This is a genomic window from Marinomonas sp. AWM4_232, from assembly GCF_056158325.1.
Map to the genome: position 1 here is coordinate 2,952,067 of NZ_JBSWTA010000001.1, position 25,484 is coordinate 2,977,550.

Here is a 25,484-nt window from a genome sequence, read left to right on the forward strand (position 1 = left end):
TGATGTCAAGCGTGCGTCATTCAAAAGAGCAATGATCTGTTGGGTTGGAGAGCACCTGACTTCGTCGTAATAGGCGTAGGCTGGGTGAAGAGCAGATGCGCTATTGAATTAACGATAAGAATAAATACGCCAGTACGTATAACGTTTAACTATCTTGCAGGTAATAAATTTATGACTTCAATTGAGCAACTTAAAGCCGCTCGTGAAAGCGCGCTTTCTCTCACTCAACATGGCGCTCCACAAGCAACAAGCAATCAGTTTTTTGGTGTTGGTCCAATCACAGACATGGCATTAAATGAAGTTGATGCTCGTCAACTTCGTTTTGAGTTCGACGCGTGGTTAGAAGAAAATTATCCAAAGCTGGATGACAAAGGGAATCGCATTGGCAGCTTTACAACGGCTGAAATCGGTCGTGGTATGCATCGTGGTTACCCTGCAGATAAAGTCCTAAACGACATGATCCGTGAAATTCACCGCTACTTTGGCTTCCCTAAAGCAAATAGCATGGCGGTTGGTCTGGGTGGCGGTCACAGTGGCTTCACTGCCGCAGCGCTTCACCTAATGACGGCGAACGATCCTTCTCAAATCGTTTACGTTGATACACCAAAGCCTGAATCAGAAGAAGGCAAAGCAGGTGGTTTCTTCCGTCAATCTTGGGGTACTCAGCTAACTGAACTTCAGCGTTACGCCGCGAACGGTGATGAAAACCGTATCCTTTTTGCTGAGGGCGAAGGCGCTATCCCAAGTGCTTCTTTCTTACTTGAGAAAGGCGTTAAACTATTTTTCGGTGTAGGCCACGAAACAACGGGTGCGACCACTTATACAGAACAAGAAATCCGCAACCTTCTAGAATGGGTGGATGCCAACCCAGAAGAGCACCACGCGGTAATTGATGCGACGTCTCTTCTAGGCGCGATGCCTTGGTCAAAAGACCTAGTAGATGGCGTGCTGACGAAATGTAACATGTTCATGCCATTCCAAAAGGCCATCGGTGGTATCTCTGGTTACTTCATCGTATCGTTAACTAAGCCAGCACTAGCTCGTATCAATGCGAACCAAAAAGATCCAGCATGGGCGATCCCACGTCAGCTGAAAATTGCTGTGCCACGTGATGCAAAAGCACCTCTATCAAGCGAAAAAACAACGGATCTTGGTCCAATCTACGACGCTGAAAAAGATCAAATGCTGGGTGGTATCATCAATACATTCAGTACACTAGCGTTCGCAGAAACAACGTTCGCAGTTCTACGCAACGAGCGCATTATCGGTAATGTCTACACTCTAAACGCACGCTCTAAAGCAAACCGTGATCTAGTAAATCAGTGGATCGACAACAGCGAACTGTTCGAACTAGGCGTATCTAACACTGATTCTCGTGGTGCCGCGGTAACACTTCTAAAAGTCACTGACAGCGATATCACGGATGCAGACGTTCATAACCGCATCATCATGAAGTCTAAGCAAATGCTTGGTTACGAAGGTATCACTCACGTAGACGGTACGCATGAAAAAGGTCTGGACGTTGCACGTTACGTGAACGCATTCCCAGGTTCTCCAGGTGACTACCGTGCTTGGATCGGTGGTATCCGTCCAAACGAAGACATCACTGCACTACTGGACAACATCCAGTATTGCTACCTACGTGCGAAAATTGCGGTTCTTGAGGAACTACTCGCTGAGCAAGGCGAATCGGTTGAAAGTGCCGTATCTGCTTCTGCTTCTGCTTCTGCTTCTGCTTCTGCTTCTGCTTCTGCTTCTGCTTCTGCTTCTGCTTCTGCTTCTGCTTCTGCTTCTGCTTCTGCTTCTGCTTCTGCTTCTGCTTCTGCTTCTGCTTCTGCTTCTGCTTCTGCTTCTGCTTCTGCTGGCGCTGATGTTCGTCTAGACGACGCTGACCGCGCATACAAAGTACTGATCGCAGATCTCGTGGGGATGGTTTTCGATGCCGATGGACAAGCAGATTGTCGTGAAGTAGCCGCCTACATCAAATCTCAAGGCGGTGAGTTCCACTTTGGTTCCGTTTCAGAAGCAGGCGATCTAGAAAAAGGTAAAGTACATTTCTTCTATCAACCAAGCCTAAGCCGCGAAGACGAGTTACTGGCTGAAACGGGCGAAGGTCAATACGACGCTGTGATCGCTGCGGCGACATTCCTCCCTGCGGAATCAAAGTTCGAGCTAGGTGGCGTACGTATCGGTGCCGGTACTGGCAACATGGGGTCTGCTAGCTGGGGGGGCGGTAACGGTGAAGGTGGTGTTGCACCACTGATGAATACGCCAAGCTTCAACTCTCGTGCCACAGCTCAAGTAGCCATGAAAGCGCTGCTTAAAGTGCTTCCAGATCTACAAGTCAGCGCAATGCACGATCGCGTTGTTGCGGGCGACTTTGACACAGGTAAGAATCTAGCAGAGTTCCCAACAACGAAACTTGAAGGTAAGAAACTTGCGGTGGTTGGCTACGGCAACATCGGTCGTGAAGTAGCGAAACTAGGTGCTGCATTCGGCATGAACGTATCTGTATACGCTCGTCCAGCTCATCAGAAGTGGATCGAATCTGAAGGCTTCACTTACGCTGCTAGCATCGTTGAAGCGGCACAAGACGCTGACGTTCTTAGCCCACACACTGGCCTAGGCGCATTCAACGCTGAAACGGGCAAGTTCGCTAACTCTGATATCATCAACGCAGACGTATTTTCTGCAATGAATCAGGGGGCAGTACTGGTAAACTACGACCGTGGTGAAGTGGTTGACATCGAAGCACTTGACGCTGCACTAGCGAGCGGTCAGATCCGCTACGCGGCAATCGACGCAGACCTATTCAAAGACCCTGAAACGGGTGCTTTGTCTGGTCCAATGGTGCCATACCGTAACATCTACGAGAAACACGTCGGTAAGATGGAGCTTCTGCCACACGCTGCCGCGGACACAGAGCATGTTTCTCGTGTAGAAGGCGCTAAGCAAGCCGTTGATCAGATTTTATCAGTGATCAAGTACCGCAAAGTAGTGAACCTTAAAGGTGATCTACCAGCTGGCTACACAGATGGTGGTGCGAAGACAGTTAACGGTGTAGGCAAAGTGAACTCAAGCTCTGTTGCTAGCCTATCTGACGAGCAAATCAAACAACTAGCTGACAGCGCGACGCAATTAGCGGCATACTGGGGAGCAATCAACGCAACTCAAGACGCAGACAAACGTGCGGCACTTGTGGCTGAATACACTGAAATGATGGTGTTGAACTCAAATATCTACGGTACGCTGCTAGCTCAGAACGGTCTTCAAGGTCCATTTGGCAAATAATAGTAGTATCTAGTTACACTTAGATATCTCAATGAGCCGCATCAACGCCGTGACGTAAGTCCTGTTGATGCGGCTTTTTTATAGGGTGTCATTAGGCACATAAGGGGGATAGATTGAATTCAATGGAAAAAGAATCCGCCATTAAGATTTTTGATGCGGCGATTGATGCGGTAGCAGGCTTTAATGCAACGCAGCGTGCGGTTGCTGCATTTGATGGCTTTGTGCCGGATCAAATCGTTGCAGTGGGTAAAGCAGCAAGTGGCATGTGTGCAGGCGCTTTAGCGGTGCTTGGTAATGATTGTCCTGCGCTTCTAGTCACTAAGTATGACCACACTGACAAGGCAATGTGGGAGGCACCAAATGTGACGGTGATTGAATCGGCGCACCCAGTGCCAGATCAGCACTCGTTAGACGCAGGCTTACAGATGTTGGATACTGTTGAGTCTATGTCGGCAGGCAGCAAGCTACTGTTATTGGTCTCTGGCGGTACATCGGCTTTATCAGAAGCCTTGCCTGAGGACGTCATGCTAGAGGACTGGCAACAGCTAACGGATCAAATGTTGGCAGCAGGCTATAACATTGGCCAAATCAATGCGCGCCGTAAAGAAACGTCCTTGATTAAAGATGGTAAGTTGTTGCAAAACTTTAAAGGCGCAGAAGTTCGCGTCTTAGCCATTTCTGACGTTGAAGGTGACAGCATTGGTACCATTGGCTCGGGGACTGGTGACACAAAACGTTGTCCGTCAACTGCAAGTGTTGATTTGATAGCAACCAATGAAGTGGCTCGTATGGCTGCTGCGGTTAAAGCGAAAGAGCTTGGTTTTACAGTCAAAGATAACCAAGAGTGTTTATACGATGACGTCGGTGTTTTATCGGAGCGCATTGGTCAACACATCGCGAAAGCCGAGCAGGGGATTTATATCTACGGTGGTGAGCCAACGGTGAAACTGCCTGAAAACCCTGGTAGTGGCGGTCGTAACCAAGCGCTAGCGCTAGGACTTGCTCAGCATATCGTAGGTCGTGATGATGTGTTGGTATTGGTAGCGGGAACCGATGGCAGCGATGGTCCAACGGATGCAGCAGGCGGCATTGTTGATGGCTCAACGGCAGTGGATATCGAAGGCGCTCGTGATGCGCTAAAGCGTGCTGATGCAGGAACATACTTGCGTGAGCATGGTGGCATCTTTATCACAGGCCCGACCAATACTAATGTAATGGATATTGTGATCGCGATTGTTCGCTAATCAATAAAAGAATTCAGTCATAAAAAAGCTCCAATCCTGTTAGGGCTGGAGCTTTTTTTACTCTATTAAAGAGTTGCTAATTAAAATGTAAAGGTTACATGTGGCGCGGCATTATTGTCATCTTCGATAGAAGGTGAGCATAAGAATACGCGAGAAGATTGAATGCCATTATCAACCAGATAGCGTTTTAAGGACTCAGCACGCTGATTGGCAAGCTCTAATAATTCCGCCTTTTCGTCTTCGGTTAAAGATTTGTAGGTCTTATCTTCACTAATGTCTTTTACGACTGATACACCACACGCTTTTAACTCTGCACTCTTACGATCTTTCATCAGTTTGATCATCTGATCTAAGAAGGCTTCTTGCTCCGGTGCAGTGATGTCTTCTTCTCCTAAAGCGTATTGCAACGGTTCTACGCGAAGACGTAGGGCTTGCTCACCCGCAAACTGTACCAATGAAATTACGTTGGCATAAGGGACAAAGGTTTGCATTAAGTAGGTACTTGAGGCTTTAAATAGCCCTTGTCTGATCGGTAACAAGAAGAAGTTCTGCCACTGGAAGTTAGGATTGTCGATATCACCTTTCATGGGCAGATCTAAGACAATGTTGTTGTCGCTGTTCTTCAGTGCATCGACAGCTAAATCCAGCGGTACGGCACCTACTTTTAGTAAAGCATTGCTGTCTTTTTGTCCGCCTAGATCGAATTGTCGTAACACAATATGAGTATTACCGCTAAGTTGACCGGCATTGGCACCGAGATCAAGATCCATATTAAGTTGACCCGATTGAATCTGATAGCCAAGTGCATTGGAAACATAGGGAGAAATTGGAGGTAGCTCAACCTCTCTCACCGTTGCTTTTGCTTGCATTGTTAAGCGTTCAGCCATGGGTTTGATCGAAATGTCGCTGTTGATCGTGGCATAGTCGCCATTTTTAGCTTTCAACTGAATCGTGGCCGCAGTGTCAGGGTCACGAGTATTGAGCTGATTAACGGTTAATTGCTCAATGTCTAAGACTCGACTAAGGGCAGGTGAAATACCTTTGTCAGAGAAACTAAATTGAGAGCCTGGCGATAACTCGATGCGATCAACCACCACATAGAATGGAGAACTTTCGCTGCTTGAACTGTCTGTTGCTGGTTTTTCTGCTGTTTCAGCTTCACTTAGTGTAGCGTGTGATTGCCAGCTTTTTGGCAGTACTAAGTTGGCTAATTCTCTAGACTCGGACAACGCCACTCCAGAAATAAGCTTATCAAACAGCACACTGTCTACGTTGATACCATCTTTTTGGACTTGAACTCGTTTAATGGTCAATGTGTCAAACTTGCTCAGAGCAGGTAAGTTTTGTTCTGAGTTTGGTTGAGAAGCGACTAGTCCATTAAGCTGAATCTGATCAATAGAGGCTTTAGTGCCTTCAGTGTCGACGCTGATCGATGGGGCATTACCAGAGATGCCTTTCAGGTTCAGTAGCGTGCCTTTGTCCGTCGCACTACTGGTCAGGTTCGCCATTTCAAGGGTATTTTTCTTTGCCTCAAGTTTCTCTAGGCCTTGGTCATTTAGACTCAGAAGAATCGACTCATTTACCAAGTTCAATTGATCCAGTAGTCCTGTCAGAACCTCATTTTGGGTGATGCCTAGCTGATTAAGAATGAGCTGATTCTGCTGAGCGTTGAGCTGCTGTTGGCCGTCTAATTGCTGCCACGCTAATTGGCTGTTTAATGAAATAGCATCGTAGCTAACGGACGTATTAGGTTGCTCATTTGGCAGGTTACGCAGCTCTAAATTTAATCCTTTGGAAGTCAGTTGCGTACCTGTTTTCACCGACAGGCCTTTATCAGACTGAGTGAATTCAGTTTTATTGAGTTGCAAATCAAGGTCTGCCAGAGCGGCATTGATATCAGGATTATCGAAAGCGAACGTACTTAACTGCACCGTTGCGTTGTTACTTTGAATATTCAGTTTTTGATCAGACTGGGTGATCTTGGCTTTGTTAAGTGCTAAACCAATGGACTGCAGTTGACCTGATAGATTCGTGCCCGCCATTTTGGTGTTGTCTAAATCAAAGCGTAATTTATCAAGCGTCACTGTCTGGCTTTGTTCAGCTAAGTCCACATTAACAGGAACATCCAGAGCCAAAGAGGCAGCCTCTAGCTGCTCTCCTGTTGGTAACTTTCCTGTCAGTCCTTCAGCCGTTAAGGCCACTACCGTGGCAATATTGCCTTGAGAATTTGCCAAATCTAACTGCGTCGCAACATCACTTAGTTGAAGTTCAGACTTCGTGATGTCGGCGCTGGTTTCACCAGAGCGCCATTTTGTTGAGCCTAGGGCGAGAGTTGTATCACCATTGTGAACCGTCAGCTCGTCACTCGTCTTAGAAAGGTTTAACTCGTTTTTGAGGGCAAGGTTGTCTGTTTCTAATTGTTGATCGCCAAGTGTTACTTTCAAACCTTCAATATTGATCGAGCTGTTTGCTTGAGCATTGAGGCTTTGTGTTGTGTTCATCGACACGGTTACGTCGTTTAGCTGAGTGTCAAAGGTATTCCAAGCAATAGTTTGATCGTTCTGCTGCAGACTGATATTTGAGCTGCCAACACTGATGCGAGGGGACTCAAAGGTCAATAGTGGCGCATCTTTAAAACGATAAGTGGTTTTAGTGGAGCCTTCCAATCGCAAGTCATTGGCTTGAACGGTGCCAATTTGATTGGGTAAAAAGTGCTTGAAATCAGTACTAGAGACGAGGATGTTCTCTAGGTCTATCGATGCATCCAGCTTTTCTTTATCGGCTTGAATGTCGCCAGTTAAGTTAGCGATGGCATCATTCACGGAGGCGTTTAGCTCAAAAATACCTCGCCATTGAGAGAGCTCATGGGACACTTCGGCGATACTTAGGTGGTTGATGGCAAAGGTGTCGGTCCCTTTCTCTGTGCTGAGCGAAACGGAAATGTCCTTTATGTCAGCATTTCGAACGAAAAAGGTTGGAACGATGATTGCTTCTTTACCTGATTCAGCTTCTTCATCGTCTGCGGTGTCAGCTTCGGATGGGGGAATCGTAATGCCTGCAATGGTTAAGCTATCTTCTAGTTGATTGACCTGAGTTTTGAATCCATTAATGGTCACATGGTTAACATGGAAGGCACCGAGGAAAAGTGGCCAAAAGTCTAGGCCAACACTTAAGTGCTCAAGGTGTAGTGTTTCTTGCTCTTTTTGCTCAATGCTGACGTTGCTTAGATTAACTCCGATAGGAAACAGGTCAGGATTAATCTCATCAGCTGTCAATACCGCGTCATATTGCGCAAGGTAACGATTAGCCGCCCACTTGGTTAATACTGGGATTAATGACCAAATTAAAACCAATGTAATCAATATGGCGCTAATGATTAAAGCAGCTTTTTTGTGCCATGTTTGCATTGTAATGGCCTTATTTGCCATGAAGTTCTCCTTGCTGACAAGCTCAAGCGCGAAACGTCAGTTATTTTACTGAGATAAAGAGAATAGTGTAAGACCAAGACTTCGTAAGTATTGTTCAGTAAAGAAGATGCTTACTCAGTAGAAGGGGGGGAAGATTCCGTATTGGATTCTTTACGCAATGGCATTCTTAGCAGGTGAATGCTGACGGCAATGCCTATCACACATAAACCGATGGTGGCCCAGAAACGCGCGACGATAAACATTGATAGAGTCATGCCGGCCCACATGAAAATAAGAGCGCGGTTACGGGCTTTTTTAGGAATTCCTTGATCTGATTGCCAATCAGAGACAATAGGGCCGAAATACTTATGCTGTATCAGCCATGCGTGAAAACGTTCAGAAGATTTTGAAAAGCACCATGCGGCAAGAAGTACCAAAGGTGTTGTTGGCAACAAAGGCAGGAAGATGCCAATGATGCCTGTGATGAGCGATAGCCACCCAAGGATGATCAATGCAAGTCGTTTACCAGTCATATTGGGTCATCGCTACGTGTTCAAGTAAGTCCGTTATGACCTCTTACCTTAAAAAGTAAGAGCCAGTTTGTTTGGTGCGCTTAATTCGCTGCACCAAACAATGATTCCATGGTATCGCCTTCAGTTTCAGTTACCAAGCTCCAACCACCGAGGCGTTTCCAGCGGTTGACGATTTCACAAAACAGTTCCGCTGTTTTTTCCGTGTCGTATGCAGCGGAGTGCGCTTGAGAGTTACTAAAACTAATGCCAGCAACTTGGCAGGCTTTAGCAAGTACCGTTTGACCAAAAGCCAAACCTGACAAGCTCGCTGTATCAAAACTTGAGAAAGGGTGGAATGGGTTGCGTTTAATCTCGTTTCGTTCAATGGCAGCATTTAAAAAACCATGATCGAATGCCGAATTGTGACCAACCAAAATAGCACGTTTACAGCCGGTTGATTTCAGCTCTTTACGCACCTTGCTAAACATCTGCGTTAGGGCATCTTTTTCAAGAATATCATCACGATCAGCGGCGAATGGATCAATACCTGTGAACTCTAAGGCTTCTTTTTCTAAATTCGCACCTTCGAATGGTTTGATATGAAAGGACATGGTTTCATGGATAAAAAGCTCGCCATTTTCGTCCATGCGCACAATGCTCGCAGCCAATTCTAGTAAAGCATCGGTTTTTGCATTAAAGCCTGCCGTTTCTACGTCGATAACAATGGGTAGGAAGCCGCGGAATCGATCTTTGATTTCGTGATTAGACAAAAGAGAATCCTTAATTCTGCCGAATGCTCAGAAAATAAATGAGTAGTTTACGGGAGATGATAACATACATGGCAAGTCGAGAACGAGAACTCATATCGTGATAGTTAAACCTTTATTGAAAGCCGCATTGTTACTCTCGAGCTGTATTTTTGCTATGCAAAGCAGTGCGTTGACGCGTTACGAATCAACGATTGAAGAGTCAAAATGGTCTCTGTCCGGCGACATTTTTGCTTGTACCTTAGAGCACCCGATTCCACATTTTGGTGTGGGGGAATTCATTAAAGAAGCGGGTGAACCCATGAAATTTGTTCTGCAGCCCCACAATGAAAAGATGGGTCCGGGACAAGTGTACATTATTTCTCAAGCACCTAGTTGGGTGCCGGGTATTTCACCTGAAACATTAGAGGTCATGCCTTATCCAGGCTATGGTTTGACCGTTGAAGTTGGCGGGCAGGTTGCAGAACAAATGCTAACCTCACTTGATCGCGGGCGTCACCCAGTGGTAACAGGGTCGGCATGGGAAAATGGCCGAGAAAGTGTCGAGGTTGCGCTCAGTAACATTAATTTTAATCCTGCGTATGATGAATTTCGACGCTGTATGGCAAGTCTATTGCCAGTTAATTTTGATCAAATCGCGCGTACGGCTGCACTCTTCCCTACGAATGGCACGGAATTGACTGAGCGAATTAAACGACGCCTCGATCTGGTGGCGATTTATGTGGCCGCAGATCCCACTATTGAGTACATCTACATTGACGGTCACACGGATATTGTTGGCTCACGACGTGACAACCGAGAGTTGTCGAAAACGCGAGCAGAAAAAGTAACCGCTTATCTGCTACAGAAAGGTATTCCACCTGAAAAAATTGTTTCCCGATACCATGGGGAACGTTATCCTGCGGCCGATAATCGAACCAATGATGGCCGCGAACGTAACCGTCGTGTGACCATCCGACTTGAGAGAGCAGGTAATAACGCCCAATCATTATCTGAACCGAGTCAATAAGCGGTATTTGTACAGTAACTATCCTTTCTATTTTCCCTAACGCCCCTTGCTAAGCAAGGGGCGAAAATTTACACTAACCGCCTATTTTATTTAGTTGTGCAGCCTAATTTTGGGGCTGTTCGAGTTCGTTGAGGAGAAAGAACATAATGTCTGACGTGAAGAAGGTAGTGCTAGCCTACTCTGGCGGCCTAGACACTTCCGTAATCGTGAAGTGGCTTCAAGAAGAGTATCAGTGTGAAGTGGTAACTTTTACCGCTGACTTGGGTCAGGGCGAAGAAGTGGAGCCAGCTCGCGCGAAAGCTCAAGCGTTAGGTGTAAAAGAAATCTTCATCGAAGACCTACGTGAAGAGTTCGTTCGTGATTTCGTATTCCCAATGTTCCGTGCGAACACAATTTACGAAGGTGAATACCTATTAGGTACATCTATTGCACGCCCTCTGATCGCTAAGCGTTTGATCGAAATCGCTAACGAAACAGGTGCTGATGCCATTGCACATGGTGCGACGGGTAAAGGTAATGACCAAGTTCGTTTCGAACTGGGTGCTTACGCACTGAAACCAGGTGTTTCTGTGATCGCTCCATGGCGCGAATGGGACTTAACGTCTCGTGAAACATTGATGAACTACTGTGAAGAGCACAAGATCCCAGTAGACTTCTCAACGAAGAAGAAAAAGTCACCATACTCAATGGATGCGAACCTACTGCACATCTCTTATGAAGGTGATCAGTTAGAAGATCCATGGATCGAGTCTGAAGAAGATATGTGGCGTTGGTCTGTTGCGCCAGAGCAAGCGCCAGACACACCGACTTACATCGAAATTGAATACAAGCACGGTGATCCCGTTGCAATCAATGGTGAGGAAATGTCACCAGCAACAATCCTTGAGACGCTGAACAAAATCGGTGGCGAGAACGGCATCGGTCGTATTGATATCGTTGAAAACCGTTTTGTGGGCATGAAAGCTCGTGGTTGTTATGAAACGCCAGGGGGCACGATCATGCTTCGTGCGCACCGCGCGATGGAGTCTATCACTCTAGATCGTGAAGCAATGCATCTGAAAGATGAAATCATGCCTCGCTACGCGAAAGTAATCTACAACGGTTTCTGGTGGTCAGAAGAGCGTCGTATGCTGCAAGCATTGATCGATGCCTCTCAAGAATTTGTATCGGGTACGGTTCGTCTTAAGCTATACAAAGGCAATATCGAAGTTGTGGGTCGTAAGTCTCCTTACAGCCTATTTGATAGTTCTGTTGCAACATTCGAAGATGATGCAGGCGCTTACGACCAGAAAGATGCGGCAGGCTTCATCAAGCTAAATGCACTACGTATGCGTATCGCAGCTCAAAAAGGCCGTACTTTCCTAGATCGTGACTAAACCATTTCGCTGCGGCGAAGGTTGAAATACGAAACGCCCGCTCTGCAAAGAGCGGGCGTTTTTTTATGTGTCTTGATCTTTACTTTCAGCAGGCTATTTTAATCAGGGCAGAAAAGTGTTTTTATTGACTGTTTGGTTAACAATATTAGAAAGGTAGCCTATGACCGTTTTTAACATCGGTTCGATTAATATCGACCACTTGTACCAAGTGGATCATTTTGTTCGTCCAGGTGAGACTATGAGCTCATCCAGCTATCAGCAAGTGCTGGGTGGCAAAGGCGCCAATCAATCTGTAGCGCTGGCGAAAGCACAAGCAGATGTACAGCACATTGGTGCGCTAAACCGCGCTGACCAGCATATTCTTGCTCAGCTACAAGAATATGGTGTGAATACGGATCAAATTGCGCAATTGGACGAAGCGTCGGGTCATGCCATTATTCAGCTGACGCCGAGTGCAGAAAACAGCATTATTTTATGCCCTGGGAGTAATCATTGCTTAACAGAGCAGCAAATAAAGTCTGCCCTGAATACCGCCAAAGAAGGCGATTGGGTATTGCTGCAAAATGAAACCAACTTGGTCGCAGAAACGCTAGAGTGGGCACAGCAAGCTGGTGTGAAGGTGGCTTTTAACCCTGCGCCAATGGATGCTGAGCTGACCCGAAGTGTGTTGCCATTCATTGATTTACTAATCGTCAATGAAGTGGAAGCAATGGACCTTGCTGGTGCTGACACCATTGAAGAAGCCGCGCAAATTCTTCCCAAGCAATATCCCGATCTTGCGGTGATGATGACGTTAGGCAAAGAAGGCGTGCGCTATTTCTCTAAGGCAGAGGACCTTCAAGTCAAAGCGTTTGTCGTTGAAGCGAAAGATACGACCGCTGCTGGAGATACTTTTATTGGTTTTTGTTTGGCGGAATTAGCAAGAGGTGCTTCTTACGAAGTGGCGATGCGCACAGCTTGTGCAGCATCGGCCATTGCCGTGACCCGAGTAGGTGCCGCACCTTCTATTCCAACGCTTGACGAAGTTACCGAATTTTTAGCAAATCAGTCTAAATAGATTTAACGAGAGAACCATGACACGAAAAATTATTATTGATACGGATCCAGGCATCGATGATGCAATGGCGATCTTTTTTGCTTTTCAAGCAAAAGAACTAGAAGTTTTAGGTCTCACCACGACGTATGGTAACGTGCCAGTTGAGATTGCAACGCAGAATGCACTGACTCTGACAGAAATCGCTGGCGTCAATGTACCTGTGGCGGGCGGTGTGGCCGAGCCTTCGAAGATTGCACCACGTCCTTTCCCTGATTTTGTTCATGGTGCGGATGGCTTTGGTAACATCAATTACCCAGCGCCAAAGACTACAGCTCTAGAGCAAAGCGCTGCCGAATTTATCATCGAGCAAGTACGTAAATACCCAGGTGAGGTAACACTTGTCGCGCTTGGGCCTTTGGGCAACCTTGGCAAAGTGCTAGAGCTTGATCCTGAAATCGCAAACCTAGTTGATGAAGTAGTGCTCATGGGGGGGGCTGCTATTGAGTATGGTAACGTGTCACCCGTTGCGGAAGCTAACATCATCAACGAACCTCATGCTGCGGACGCGGTGTTCACGGCACCTTGGCAAGTCACTATGGTCGGCCTTGATGTGACTCACCAAGTATTGCTAGACAACTCAGTACTTGAGCGTATTAAAGCGAAAAGCCCAGAACAGGGCAGTTTCTTGTATGACTGTGCTCAGTTCTACATTAACTTCTACAGTGATCGTTTCGGCATCAATGGATGTTACTTCCATGATGCGTCGACGATCGCTTACTTGCTAGACCCTAGTATTTTTGAAGTTGAGTTAGGGGCTGTACGGGTTGCTTGTGAAGGCATTGCAATGGGTCAAACGATCTTCGCACCACAGGGTGTTTCTTACCCTGAACCGCATTGGAATGACGTGCCAATGACACAAGTCTGCATGGAAGTTGATGGTGAACGGATGCTTGCGTTGTTTGAGCAAGTAATGTCTGATTGCTAAGACCTTCAACACTTTTTACGCTTACGCCTAAAATAAAGTTATTCCTTGTTACCAAGGAATAACTTTTCTCATTAGGACATAATTAAGCCGCCATCGACATTGATGGATTGACCTGTAATGTAAACCGCATCAGGTCCAGCAAGAAAGGCGACGAGCCCTGCCACCTCATGGATTGTGCCAGCTCGCTTCATCGGTATATTGCCAACCCACTCATTCATGAGTTCGCCCGGTTGATAATCACCTAGCAGTTCTCCCCACACTTTATCATTGTAGTCCCACATTTCTGTATGAATAATCCCTGGACAAATAGCATTAACAGTGATGTTCTCTGCTGCTACTTCTTTGGCTAGACTTTGGGTTAAACCTACTACGCCAAATTTACTTGCCGCATAATGTGGGGTATAAACAAAACCTTCTCGTGCCTGTCCTGAAGCAGTATTGATGATTCTTCCGGCGACACCGTCTTTGCGCATATACTTAATGGCTTCCGCACAAGAAAAGAACATGCCTTTTGTGTTGACATCAGTGGTTAAATCCCAGTCTTGTTCTGTAACGTCCTCTAACTTTGAGATACGTATAACACCTGCATTATTAACTACGATATCTATCTGACCGAGTTGTTTATAGGCTTCCTCATAAAAGTTTTTGACAGAGGATAAATCGCCCACGTCACACATTAAGATATTGACATGGCTTTGTGGGTATTTTTGACGTAAACCGTCTAAGGTTTCATCTATATCTTTATCAATCGTGCCAATGACTACTCTGTGGCCATCCAAAAGAAATCGTTCTGTAATCCCTAGTCCAATTCCTTTATTGCCGCCCAGTATAACTACGCTTTTGCTCATCATGTTGCCACTCCTTTTATTGTTGTTTGGATATTTATTCAACTTTGAATTTATATTGCTCGCCCGTAAATCTAAACCCAATTTCTCATGGTATCAATAAGTTTGGATGCCTTTTATGCATTATTTCTATGTGTTTAAACTGCCACACATTAGATTGGATGACTGGTTGTCCTAAAAATTGTGAGGAAGTGATTGACAGGAAAAAAATGTGGTGCTTGAATATATATACGATTAAGAATAAATATTCAAAATAATAACATTATGAGGTAAAGCTCATGTCACAATCGAGTGATACGAATGTAGCGGTTGCAAAGCCAAGCAATACATTCCACAAGCAAGTTTCTTCATTGTTGTCGGGGCATGGTGCCACGGGACCTTTGATAGGATTAGTTCTACTTTGTGTTTTTCTTTCCTTTTCTACGGATTCGTTTTTAACCGTTCGTAACTTTCTTAATATTTTTGATCAAATCACTGTGCTTGGGATCATGGCTGTTGGTATGACGTTCGTCATATTAATTGGAGGCATAGATTTGTCTGTTGGTTCTGTCCTTGCGTTAGCAATGATGGTAATGGGCTATCTTACTAATTTTGCCGATATTCCGTTACCTGCTTCTATATTAATTTCTTTATTTGTTGCGGGGGTATGTGGATTGGCCTCGGGAGTCATGATTACTCGTTTCCATGTTCCAGCTTTCATTGCAACTTTAGCTATGATGTCCATTGCCCGCGGTTTAGCCAACATGATCACAGATGGCCAGCAAATAGTTGGTTTTCCTGGATGGTTCAACCTTGCTTCAATTATTCGTTATGGTGGCTTTTTAACTATTACCGTCGCGGTCATGCTGCTGGTAATTTTGGTCGGATTCTTATATCAACGTTATCGTGCAGGTGGTCGAGCATTGTATGCAATTGGGGGCAATCCAGAGGTGGCTCGCTTAGCAGGGATTAATGTAAAAAAAGCAACTGTTTGGGTTTATGTCACAGCAAGTACTTTAGCAGGGTTGGCAGGGATTGTTATGGCGGCCCGATTAGATTCCGTGCAGCCAAGTTCTGGCTTCGCCTATGAACTTGATACGATTGCTGCTGTGGTAATTGGTGGGACTAGTTTAAGTGGCGGCTCTGGTGGTATTGGCGGGACCATTGTGGGCGTCTTAATTATCGGTGTGCTTCGAAATGGCTTAAACCTTTTAGGTGTGTCACCTTTTATGCAGCAAGTCATTATTGGCTTAGTCATTGTGCTTGCCGTAGCCGCTGAAGCTTTCAAGAAGAAACAAGCTTAGTTAAATGAAATAGAAATTATTTTGGCCTCGCTCTAAGTTCGGGCCCTAACCGAGGAGAATGACATGAAAAAAATCATAAAAACCATGTTGGCTACTGCTGTTGCAAGTGCATCTTTGTTGCCAATGACTGCCTCTGCAGAAGTGGAAAAGGTAGGCTTGGCAGTTGCAAACCTACAGGCGAATTTCTTTAATCAGATAAAGCAATCAGTTGAAGCCTACGGACAAGAGAAAGGGATCGAGATTATTACTGTCGATGCTCGTGGCGACAGTGCGACTCAAGTTAGCCAAGTGCAAGATTTATTAACACAGGATATTGATGCTCTAATTTATATTCCTGCGGGAGCTGCCGCGGCAACGGTGCCTGCGCGTTTAGCTCGAGCTGAAGGCGTTCCTGTAATCAATATTGATCGTAACCCTGCTGGTGCTCCGGGAGATACCTTTATTACGACAAATAGTGTTAGCTCTGCCTATGATGTATGTAAGCATATCATTGAAAAGGCAGGAGGAAAGGGCAACATGCTTATGATCCATGGGCAGAAAGGAACCACTCCTGAGATAGAGCGAACTGAAGGCTGTTATAACGCTATTTCCGAGTATAAGGGGGTCAAAGTTGTCGGTGAACAGTGGTCAAATATGTGGTCACAAGATGAAGGTTTTCAGATAACCCAAAACTTACTTCAAGCTTATCCTGATGTAAGCATTATTTTTGCTCAAGCAGATGGTTTGGCTTTAGGTGCTGCTCAAGCGATTAAAGTATCAGACATGCAGCACACAATTTACGTTGGAGGGTTTGATGGGGATACTGCTGCGCTGGAGGCGATTCGTGATGGTGTATTTGATGTTACTGCAACGCAGCAGACTCAGCTAATGGGACGTTTAGCAATTGATTCAGCTATCCAACTTGTTAATGGTGTTGATATTTCAAAGGAAAATCGTTTAGAGGCAACCTTAACTACACAGGATAATGTCCAAGCATTTATTGATGAGCATCCGTAAGTTTTAGCAAGTTTTTAATTTACTAAGTCAATAATAAAAAAGGTATGAGTATGACTTCACAAGCTAATACACCAATTCTTTCACTCAGGAATGTACGAAAAACCTATGGTAACACGGAGGTTTTGCATGGCATCGATTTGGATTTGTATGCGGGTGAAGTCATTGCTTTACTAGGTGAGAACGGCGCAGGTAAATCGACTTTGTCAGGGATTATTGCGGGCTCTAAAACACCGACTGAGGGTGAAATGAGTTGGCTAGGAAATTCTTATTCTCCTAGTTCCCCGAGAGAAGCGATTGATTTAGGTGTTGGATTGATTCACCAAGAATTGCGTTTGCTTCCACATCTGACAATCGCTGAAAATGTATATGTCGGTCGTTATCCGATCAAAAATGGAATGATAGACCGTAATGAAATGGAAGCTAAAGCAGCACAACAGCTGGAGCGCTTAGGTCTTAATATTCCAGCATCGCGTAAAGTAGAAGGACTGTCTACTGCGAATCAACAACTGATCGAAATCGCAAAGGCTTTGGCATTGAATGCCAAAATGCTTATTTTAGATGAGCCGACGGCTTCATTAGGTGGATCTGAATCTGAACTTCTTTATAAACAGATCGATAAGCTTAAGGAAGAAGGTGTCGGGATTATTTTTATCTCCCATCGTCTTGAAGAGATTAAGCGCGTAGCTGACCGAATTGTGGTAATGCGTGATGGTGCAAAAGTTAAAGAATTTCCTAATGCGGATTTACCAATACGTACCATTGTAGAGAGCATGGTTGGTCGCAGCTTAGAGCAAATGTTTCCGCCATTGCCAGTTCCTACAGACGAGGTAGTTTTTGAAGTCAAAGATTTATGCTCTGCAGATGGAAAGTTTAACAACATAAATTTTCAAGTTCGCAGAGGGGAGATTCTTGGCATTGCCGGGCTGGTAGGCTCAGGTCGTACCGAAGTTGTACGGGCGATTGCTGGTGCTGACAGTATTAGTTGCGGTCAGATCTTTCTGAATGGTGCAGATATTACGCCAAAATCGCCAAATGACTCTATTCAGAATGGTGTCGTGTTGGTCCCTGAAGACCGCAAACTGCAAGGGTTAGTGCTGGAGCATAGCATTGCAGAAAATATTGCTTATTCAAACTTAGAATCAGTCACAACAAGCGGCTGGATAAGCAAAGCAAAGCTGGATGCTTTTGCCGATGAGAATATTAAGAAATTTGGTGTTAAAGGTATAGCACAGCAGCATGCTGATGAAATGTCTGGCGGAAATCAGCAAAAGGTGGTGATCGCCAAATGGCTGGCGCGAAAACCAAAAGTTGTTTTATTAGATGAGCCTACTCGAGGCATAGATGTTGGGGCCCGCTCTTCTATCTATGAAATTATTGTGGGTCTAGCAGAGAAAGGCGTAAGCGTTATTGTTGTAAGCTCAGACCTCGAGGAAGTCTTAGGTGTTTCAAATCGTGTACTGGTAATGGCCCACGGTCAGCAGACTGGTATTTTGAATCATGAAGAAGCGAATGATGTATCGGTAATGGAATTGGCTACCGCCTAGTCGACCTCTTAACCGTTTGATGATTCCTTAAGGTGGATAACAATGAATTTAGAGAACTTAAATACCCCTGAATTATTTAATTTAGCTGGAAGAGTCGCGCTTGTTACGGGGGCTGGAAGTGGTATAGGTCAACGTATTGCGATTGGTTTAGCTCAATCTGGAGCGGATGTTGCGTGTTTAGATCGACGTGAAGATGGCGGCTTGCAAGAAACAGTAGAAATGATTCAATCCTTCGGTCGTAGTGCATTGGCACTTGCTGCAGATGTTACTTCGAAGCAGTCCATGATTGATGCCGTTGCTAAAACTGAACAACTATTAGGCAACTTATCGATTGCTGTAAATGCGGCTGGTATTGCGAATGCTAGCCCTTGCGAAGAGATGGAAGAAGATCAGTATCAAACCCTTATGGATATCAATATGAAGGGAGTCTTCTTGTCGTGTCAGGCTGAAGCGAATGCGATGTTAAAACACGGTTCAGGTTCAATCATTAATATTGCATCTATGTCGGGCGTCATTGTCAACAGAGGCTTAGAGCAAGTTCATTACAATGCTTCCAAAGCTGGTGTTATTCACATGACTAAAAGCATGGCAATGGAATGGGTACAAAAAGGGATTCGCGTAAATTCAATTAGTCCTGGCTACACGGCTACTCCAATGAATACTCGCCCAGAAATGGTGCATCAAACGAAAGACTTTGAGTCGCAAACTCCCATGGGACGTATGGCGTCAGTGAATGAAATGGTTGGACCAGCCATTTTCCTTGCAAGTGATGCCTCTTCTTATTGTACAGGGGTTGACCTGCTGGTTGATGGCGGCTTTTGCTGCTGGTAAAGCCGCGTAGTACATCACTTTATTTGCTTAGCGGCACTATTATTTTGATGCTGCTAAGAATCAGGAAAAATATTTTTTTAACCATATCTGAATAAATATTCATGATTGAATATTTAGCCGAGGAGGGTTTATGAATCCATACTTGCTATCCATTGATGAATTGGAACGCAAAGCACGTGCGGTGCGACGTCGTATTATCGAATTAAATGCTAATAGTCCTGCCGGAGGTCACACAGGCGCAGATTTATCACAAGTTGAATTAGTGACAGCACTGTATTTTCGTATTTTAAATTGTGCGCCAGATCGACTCACAGATCCAGATCGAGATATTTATATTCAATCTAAAGGTCATGCAGCAGGTGGGTATTACTGTGTTTTAGCTGAAGCAGGATATTTTCCAGAAGAGTGGCTACCGACGTATCAACATAATAACTCTAATCTACCTGGTCATCCTGTACGCCAAAAAACTCCAGGCGTAGAGCTAAATACTGGAGCTTTAGGTCATGGTTTGCCTGTTGCAGTCGGGTTAGCGATTGCTGCAAAAAAGTCAGGAAGTAACCGGAAAATATATGTGGTGACAGGTGACGGTGAATTAGCCGAAGGCAGCAACTGGGAGGCTGCTTTAGTCGCAGCGCATTATGGCTTAGATAATCTCATTATTATTAATGATAAGAATAAGCTTCAGCTTGCTGGAGCAACATCCGAAATCATGTCGACTGACCCATTAGGTGCGAAGTGGCAGTCATTCGGTTTAGAAGTGACTGAGTGCCAAGGAAATACGATGTCTTCGGTAGTGGAGACTATTGAGGGTCTTGTCGCTAATGGTAAACCTCATGTAATTATTGCGAACACGGAAAAGGGGGCAGGCGTCTCTTTTATCCAAGGGCGCCCAGAGTGGCACCACCGAGTTCCTAAAGGTGATGAAGTCGAATTGGCGCTGGAGGAGTTGAAAGATGAGTAATTCAGAGCATTTAGCTAATGTAATGGTGCAGGGCCTTATTGCGGCTGTTGAAAGTGGATTGGATGTGATACCAGTGGTTGCTGATTCAACCTCTACATCTAAAATCAAACCTTTTGTTGAAAAATTTCCTGATCGCTTAATCAATGTTGGTATTGCTGAGCAGGTAATGGTGGGCACTGCAGCTGGTTTAGCCCTAGGCGGTAAAATTGCTATTACTTGTAATGCCGCTCCGTTTCTTATTTCACGCGCTAACGAGCAAGTAAAAGTGGATGTTTGCTATAACAACACAAACGTGAAGCTATTTGGCTTAAATGCAGGGGCAAGTTATGGCCCTCTGGCGAGTACTCACCATAGTATTGATGACATTTCAGTGATGAGAGGATTTGGAAACATTGAGATTTATGCACCTTCTTGTCCAGTCGAGTGTCAACAAATAGTTGATTATGCATTACGGAAGGAAGGACCTGTTTACATTCGCATGGATGGCAAGGCTTTGCCTGTATTGCACGATGAGGGTTATCAGTTTATTCCAGGCGCAGTGGACTGCTTAAGTGAAGGCGAAGACGTTGCTCTCGTTGCATTAGGATCTACTGTTCATGAGGCGGTGTCTGCAGCAAATTTGTTAAAACAGCAAAACATTTCAGCGCGAGTGATTAATCTTTCTTCTATTCGCCCGTTAAATGCAGAAGCCTTAGCGCAGGCGTTGTTGGATGTAAAATTGGTTCTAACGATTGAAGAGCATAACGTTAATGGTGGCCTGGGGTCAGTGGTTGCTGAGGTAATGGCAGAGCAAGGCATCAGTGCAAAATTAAAACGCTTAGGGGTACAAGATGGTCAATACGCAGCAGCCGGAGATCGATCCTATACTCGCCAAAAACTCGGTATTGATGCACAAAGTATTGCTCAAATAGTAAGTGATTTTAACAAAGAAAAATAACGAAAAGAGTACGAGACGATGAGTGTTCCTGTTATTTTGGCGATCGATGAAGGCACTACGAATGCAAAAGCAGTGTGTATCAATCAGGATGGACAGATTATAGCAAAAGGGTCGAAATCACTTTCGATTTCGCATCCTCAATCTGCTTGGTCGGAGCAAAACCCTTATGAAATTATTGAGTCAGTAAGATCCGCTATTAAACAGGCATTAACAACGGCCAATGATCTTAGTGTTCAAGCGATAGCCATCAGTAACCAGCGAGAATCCATTTTGATCTGGGAGCGAGCAACCGGAAAGCCACTGACTCCTGTTGTAAGTTGGCAGTGTCGTCGCTCAGAAGCATTTTGCCAATCTCTTGCAGCCAGCTCTGATGCAGACTTGGTGCAAAGAAGTTCTGGGTTACCGATAGATCCATTATTTCCGGCCGCAAAAATTAATGTCTTGTTAAATGAACTCCCTGAAGGGCGTGAGCGGGCGAAAGCTGGTGAGCTATGTATAGGAACGATTGATGTTTGGCTTGCTTGGAATTTGACTGGAGGAAAAGCGTTTGTAACGGACCCATCAAATGCTTCTCGTACCCAGTTATTTAATATTCATAATCAATCATGGGATTCTGCATTGTTAGAGGTGTTTGATATTCCTTTTGCAGCGTTACCCGAGGTTTTACCTTCTTCATGTGTTCGTGGCGAATCGTATCAATTTGATGGGTTACCTGACGGTATACCTGTGATGTCTCAAGTTGGGGATTCTCATGCTGCTTTATATGGGCAAGGAGGATTTATTCCTGGTGTCATTAAAGCTACATATGGGACGGGTAGTTCGTTAATGACACCTGTTGAGGATATTTCTGGAGATGACTACCGCTTAGGTAAAACCATTGCATGGCATGATGGACAACTCACTTATGCTTTGGAAGGGAATATCACTCATACCGGAGCGGGGGTCGCGTGGATGTCTCGGATGCTAGGAATCAGTGATTTGAATACGCTCACTGAAATGGCTGCGGCAGAGAAGGGGAACGGTGGTGTCTACTTTGTTCCTGCATTATCTGGTTTGGGTGCGCCTTATTGGCAGTCTGACGCGCGGGGATTAATTACTGGATTAACAGATTTCTCGACGCCTTCTACGCTTGCTCGAGCGGCGCTTGAGTCCATTATTTATCAGATAGCTGATGTCTTTTATTTAATGGAGCAGATGTCAGGTAGGGCTCTGGATGCATTACTTGTTGATGGCGGTCCAACCCAATCAAAATGGCTCATGCAAAGCCAAGCTGATTTGCTACAACGACCAGTGATTCGCTCAAAAACAGCGGAAGTCTCTGCACTAGGGGCTGGCTACCTTGCTGGCAAAGCATTGGGGTGGTGGAGTAGTAGAGAGCAACTAGCGGCATTAGAACGAAATTTTGAGATCATCGAACCTATCTCTGCTCATACGGATTTACAAGATAACTACCTAGGGTGGAAAGCTGCCATTCAGAGAACCTTATTTCAGCCTACAAATCACTAAACTAACTTAAGCAGGGGGGGGGCAGATTATCTATTGTATTTTTGATATGGATGGCACATTGATTAATACGGAAGCTCTGTGGCGTAACACAGTAGTGGAAACGCTAAAAGAGTGCTATCAGTGTGAACTTCTTGAGGAAGAGATCCTTCCTTATACAGGTTGTACCACAAATATCGTTTGTGAACGTTTAGCTCAGCGATTCCCAGAGGCTTTGATTGACTCAGATTTTCTGGCGGATAAAATTACAAATAAGATGATGCAGCGTTCTCCAAATGCTGAGTTAATGCCAGGTGCCTTAGAGTTATTAGAATATATTGACTCAAACGGTGGTCAAATAGCAATTGCCTCATCTTCAGCTTTGTCTGTGATTGATAAAGTCATTTCCACTCATGATCTTCCCGTTTCAGTTCGTGCTTCAAGTTATGAGGCAAAACGCAGTAAACCTCACCCGCATGTTTTCGAGCTTGCTGCGTCACGTCTTGGTTGTACTGTAGAGCAATGCATTGCTTGGGAAGACAGTTTAAATGGAGCTATATCGGCATACGCCTCGGGTATGAAAGTGATTGTTGTCCCTCAGGAGTCAGACTTAATCAAACAGCAATTTAGCTTTGCTGCAGAAATACATCGTTCTCTACACGAAAGTCTAAATTGGCTCGAAGAGCAATCTTCAGTATTTAATAGCAATGAATAAATATCTTTCTAAAAAGCTTGATTATGCATATATATTCATACTGAAATGATTTAATCTGAGTATTTCAATATATAAGGTACGGGCACTAAGGCGCCATCACATCAAAGAGCGTTGCATGAATACAAATTATAATGAATTAAGATTACTGATAAAAATTGCTACTTTGTACTATACGGAGAATTTAAAGCAGGCTGAGATTGCAAAATTGCTAAATTTATCTCAATCCCAAGTTTCACGTGCGTTGAGTCGCTGTCTTAAAGACGGTCTTGTAAAGATAAGTGTGATACAGCCGCAAAATATTTTTGTTGATTTAGAAAGAGAGTTACAGACTAAGTTCGGATTCAGTCAAGCTGTAATAGTGGATGTTCCTGAGAGCGCAAGCAACGAGCAAATAAGAATTGCAATAGGATCCGCTGCTGCGCATTACGTTCAGTCTACTCTACAAAAAGATGATATGGTCGGTATCTCTTCTTGGAGTGAAACCATCAGAGCTATGATCGACAGCATGCACTCACTAACAACTAGAGCTAGCGGTGTTGTGCAAATCTTGGGGGGCGTTGGACAGAATGGAAACCTTCAAGCTAATATGTTAACCCAATCACTTGCTCATTTGTTGGGATCTGACTCTTATCTATTGCCTGCAACAGGTGTGGATCGTTCCAAAGATGAGAAATTCCGATTATTAAATAGTCCCGAAGTTGCGGAAGTTGCTGCATTGTTTGGGCAAATCACCGTTGCTCTGATAGGCATTGGGTCGATGGAACCTTCTACTTTATTAAGAAACTCTGGAAACTATTACAATGAAGAAAAAGTCTCCGAATTAATAGGGCGTGGCGCGATTGGGGATATTTGTTTACATTATTACGACAGCAAGGGCTTGCCTGTTTTAGATGAAGATGAAGACCCTGTGATCTCAATGAGTTTGAAGCAGCTTCAAGAGTGTCCTCGTGTAGTTGCTTTAGCAGGTGGCCAAGATAAAGTGGAAGCGATTCGAGGTGGCTTGATAGGCCGCTATATAGATGTATTAATTACTGATCGTTTGACAGCTCAAAGCTTACTTGAAACTACGGAAAAAATGGATTAGCCGGAAAAGCTATTCTGAACTGCAGCAAGGATTTTTTCTATGAGGCTGGTTGGATATAGGCAATATAGAAAATTCTAGGAACTAAAAAGGCGCCTCGGCGCCTTTTTAGTTTTATGTGTGGGCTTTGACAAATTTATCGATGAAAGTTCGTTCTTGCTCTGAAATCGTGTGAAAGCTCATCTTCACGTAATGCTTGTCATGCTCATTCAGAATATCTGCAGAGGGAATGCAGATAGCTTTTATAAGTAAGCGTTTGCCTTCTTGCATTGCATTTAGTTCAAGCTTTACTTTCTTTGATCCCTGTAAGCCAATGGGGGATTCTACTTCGATTAAGTCGTGAGAGATATGTGTGCAGTGGATGTCTGCAACTTGGCCATTGGTTAGGAACATTTTTCCTGTCCAGAAGCAGCGTACATAAGGTGAAGAGTGCTGTTTAACCACGTTTTTATTATCCGTTAAATCGTCTAAAACTAAACTCGACACATTATAGTGCTTTATGCTGATGTTGTAACAGTCTGTTACATCAATAGAAAGCAGCTAAGTGGAGGTTTTGTCTTTAAATTCACACAAGTCTTCTATTATGCAGGCATCACATTTTGGTTTACGTGCGGTGCAGATATAGCGGCCGTGAAGGATTAGCCAATGGTGAGCGTCCAGCAGGAACTCTTTTGGTACAAAGCGTAGCAGTTTATCTTCTACTTCCAGTACGTTCTTGCCGGGAGCTATTTTCGTGCGGTTGGAAACGCGGAATATGTGAGTGTCGACCGCCATGGCAATCTGACGAAAAGCTGTGTTCAGTACCACGTTAGCAGTCTTGCGACCAACGCCCGGAAGTGCTTCTAGCTCTTCGCGGGTTTGTGGAACTTCACTGTTGTGCTTTTCGATGAGGATCTTGCACGTCTTGATGGCGTTCTCAGCTTTGGCATTAAATAAGCCGATAGTCTTGATGTATTCCTTTAGGCCATCTACTCCTAGCGCGTACATTCTCTCTGGGGTGTCTGCGATAGGGAAAAGGTGACGTGTAGCTTTGTTCACACTTACATCAGTGGCTTGTGCTGAGAATAAGACAGCGATCAGTAGTTCAAAAGGGGAGCTGTATTCAAGCTCAGTGACAGGATTAGGGGTCTCTGCACGTAAACGTGTAAAGATTTCTTGTCGCTTGGCTTTGTTCACGGTTCC

21 protein-coding genes are annotated in these 25,484 nt (G+C 44.8%); 15 read left to right on the forward strand and 6 right to left on the reverse strand.

Annotation, left to right across the window (positions count from 1 at the left end):
- The first annotated feature begins 171 nt into the window (after positions 1 to 171).
- Both ACXAC1_RS14000 and ACXAC1_RS14005 read left to right on the forward strand, forming a co-directional pair.
- The gene (locus tag ACXAC1_RS14000) at positions 172 to 3,291 is read left to right on the forward strand and encodes an NAD(P)-dependent oxidoreductase (RefSeq protein ID WP_475062215.1); all 3,120 of its coding nucleotides are present in this window, start codon (positions 172 to 174) and stop codon (positions 3,289 to 3,291) included.
- A gap of 122 nt (positions 3,292 to 3,413) precedes the next feature.
- A complete protein-coding gene (locus ACXAC1_RS14005; protein ID WP_475063834.1) occupies positions 3,414 to 4,535 on the forward strand; it encodes a glycerate kinase type-2 family protein in 1,122 nt (373 codons plus the stop codon).
- Positions 4,536 to 4,615: 80 nt separating this feature from the next.
- Here ACXAC1_RS14005 and ACXAC1_RS14010 read toward each other — a convergent pair whose 3' ends face one another.
- The 3 genes from ACXAC1_RS14010 to rnt form a co-directional block, all read right to left on the reverse strand.
- Positions 4,616 to 7,963, reverse strand: coding sequence for a DUF748 domain-containing protein (locus tag ACXAC1_RS14010; RefSeq protein ID WP_475062216.1), 3,348 nt, complete (start codon positions 7,961 to 7,963; stop codon positions 4,616 to 4,618).
- Between the two features lie 110 nt (positions 7,964 to 8,073).
- Positions 8,074 to 8,475, reverse strand: a complete 402-nt coding sequence (locus tag ACXAC1_RS14015) for a YbaN family protein (protein WP_475062217.1) — start codon at positions 8,473 to 8,475, stop codon at positions 8,074 to 8,076.
- Positions 8,476 to 8,555: 80 nt separating this feature from the next.
- Entirely contained in the window at positions 8,556 to 9,224 is a 669-nt protein-coding gene (gene rnt / locus ACXAC1_RS14020) for a ribonuclease T (protein ID WP_475062219.1), read from the reverse strand.
- Between the two features lie 97 nt (positions 9,225 to 9,321).
- Between rnt and ACXAC1_RS14025 the strand changes: the two genes are divergently transcribed.
- The 4 genes from ACXAC1_RS14025 (at position 9,322) to ACXAC1_RS14040 (ending at position 13,627) form a co-directional block, all read left to right on the forward strand.
- Positions 9,322 to 10,230, forward strand: a complete 909-nt coding sequence (locus tag ACXAC1_RS14025; protein WP_475062221.1) for a flagellar protein MotY — start codon at positions 9,322 to 9,324, stop codon at positions 10,228 to 10,230.
- Between the two features lie 146 nt (positions 10,231 to 10,376).
- Complete coding sequence (locus tag ACXAC1_RS14030; protein ID WP_199461676.1) at positions 10,377 to 11,606, forward strand: argininosuccinate synthase; 1,230 nt, start codon at positions 10,377 to 10,379, stop codon at positions 11,604 to 11,606.
- A 160-nt stretch (positions 11,607 to 11,766) separates the two neighbouring features.
- A complete protein-coding gene (locus ACXAC1_RS14035) occupies positions 11,767 to 12,663 on the forward strand; it encodes a ribokinase (protein WP_475062223.1) in 897 nt (298 codons plus the stop codon).
- Positions 12,664 to 12,679: 16 nt separating this feature from the next.
- Positions 12,680 to 13,627 (forward strand): nucleoside hydrolase, encoded by a 948-nt coding sequence (locus ACXAC1_RS14040; RefSeq protein ID WP_475062224.1) that lies wholly within the window; start codon positions 12,680 to 12,682, stop codon positions 13,625 to 13,627.
- A 71-nt stretch (positions 13,628 to 13,698) separates the two neighbouring features.
- Here ACXAC1_RS14040 and ACXAC1_RS14045 read toward each other — a convergent pair whose 3' ends face one another.
- A complete protein-coding gene (locus tag ACXAC1_RS14045) occupies positions 13,699 to 14,478 on the reverse strand; it encodes an SDR family oxidoreductase (protein ID WP_475062225.1) in 780 nt (259 codons plus the stop codon).
- A gap of 272 nt (positions 14,479 to 14,750) precedes the next feature.
- Between ACXAC1_RS14045 and ACXAC1_RS14050 the strand changes: the two genes are divergently transcribed.
- From ACXAC1_RS14050 to ACXAC1_RS14090, 9 genes are all read left to right on the forward strand, one after another.
- On the forward strand, positions 14,751 to 15,755 hold the full coding sequence (locus tag ACXAC1_RS14050; RefSeq protein WP_475062226.1) for an ABC transporter permease: 1,005 nt from the start codon (positions 14,751 to 14,753) through the stop codon (positions 15,753 to 15,755).
- 63 nt (positions 15,756 to 15,818) lie between these two features.
- Entirely contained in the window at positions 15,819 to 16,751 is a 933-nt protein-coding gene (locus tag ACXAC1_RS14055; RefSeq protein ID WP_475062228.1) for a substrate-binding domain-containing protein, read from the forward strand.
- A gap of 50 nt (positions 16,752 to 16,801) precedes the next feature.
- Positions 16,802 to 18,295, forward strand: a complete 1,494-nt coding sequence (locus ACXAC1_RS14060; protein WP_475062230.1) for a sugar ABC transporter ATP-binding protein — start codon at positions 16,802 to 16,804, stop codon at positions 18,293 to 18,295.
- A gap of 42 nt (positions 18,296 to 18,337) precedes the next feature.
- Complete coding sequence (locus ACXAC1_RS14065; RefSeq protein WP_475062232.1) at positions 18,338 to 19,126, forward strand: SDR family oxidoreductase; 789 nt, start codon at positions 18,338 to 18,340, stop codon at positions 19,124 to 19,126.
- A 130-nt stretch (positions 19,127 to 19,256) separates the two neighbouring features.
- The gene (locus ACXAC1_RS14070) at positions 19,257 to 20,087 is read left to right on the forward strand and encodes a transketolase (protein WP_475062233.1); all 831 of its coding nucleotides are present in this window, start codon (positions 19,257 to 19,259) and stop codon (positions 20,085 to 20,087) included.
- Entirely contained in the window at positions 20,080 to 21,024 is a 945-nt protein-coding gene (locus ACXAC1_RS14075) for a transketolase family protein (RefSeq protein ID WP_475062234.1), read from the forward strand. Before ACXAC1_RS14070 ends, ACXAC1_RS14075 begins: the two co-directional genes overlap by 8 nt.
- Positions 21,025 to 21,042: 18 nt before the next feature.
- On the forward strand, positions 21,043 to 22,530 hold the full coding sequence (locus tag ACXAC1_RS14080) for an FGGY family carbohydrate kinase (protein WP_475062236.1): 1,488 nt from the start codon (positions 21,043 to 21,045) through the stop codon (positions 22,528 to 22,530).
- A gap of 46 nt (positions 22,531 to 22,576) precedes the next feature.
- On the forward strand, positions 22,577 to 23,221 hold the full coding sequence (locus ACXAC1_RS14085) for an HAD family hydrolase (RefSeq protein ID WP_475062237.1): 645 nt from the start codon (positions 22,577 to 22,579) through the stop codon (positions 23,219 to 23,221).
- Between the two features lie 115 nt (positions 23,222 to 23,336).
- Positions 23,337 to 24,305 carry a sugar-binding transcriptional regulator gene (locus ACXAC1_RS14090; protein ID WP_475062238.1) on the forward strand — a complete coding sequence of 323 codons (969 nt, stop codon included), beginning with the start codon at positions 23,337 to 23,339 and terminating at the stop codon, positions 24,303 to 24,305.
- A 111-nt stretch (positions 24,306 to 24,416) separates the two neighbouring features.
- Here ACXAC1_RS14090 and ACXAC1_RS14095 read toward each other — a convergent pair whose 3' ends face one another.
- Both ACXAC1_RS14095 and nth read right to left on the reverse strand, forming a co-directional pair.
- Positions 24,417 to 24,788, reverse strand: a complete 372-nt coding sequence (locus tag ACXAC1_RS14095) for a hypothetical protein (RefSeq protein ID WP_475062239.1) — start codon at positions 24,786 to 24,788, stop codon at positions 24,417 to 24,419.
- A 54-nt stretch (positions 24,789 to 24,842) separates the two neighbouring features.
- On the reverse strand, positions 24,843 to 25,478 hold the full coding sequence (gene nth / locus ACXAC1_RS14100) for an endonuclease III (protein WP_475062241.1): 636 nt from the start codon (positions 25,476 to 25,478) through the stop codon (positions 24,843 to 24,845).
- Between the last annotated feature and the right edge of the window lie 6 nt (positions 25,479 to 25,484).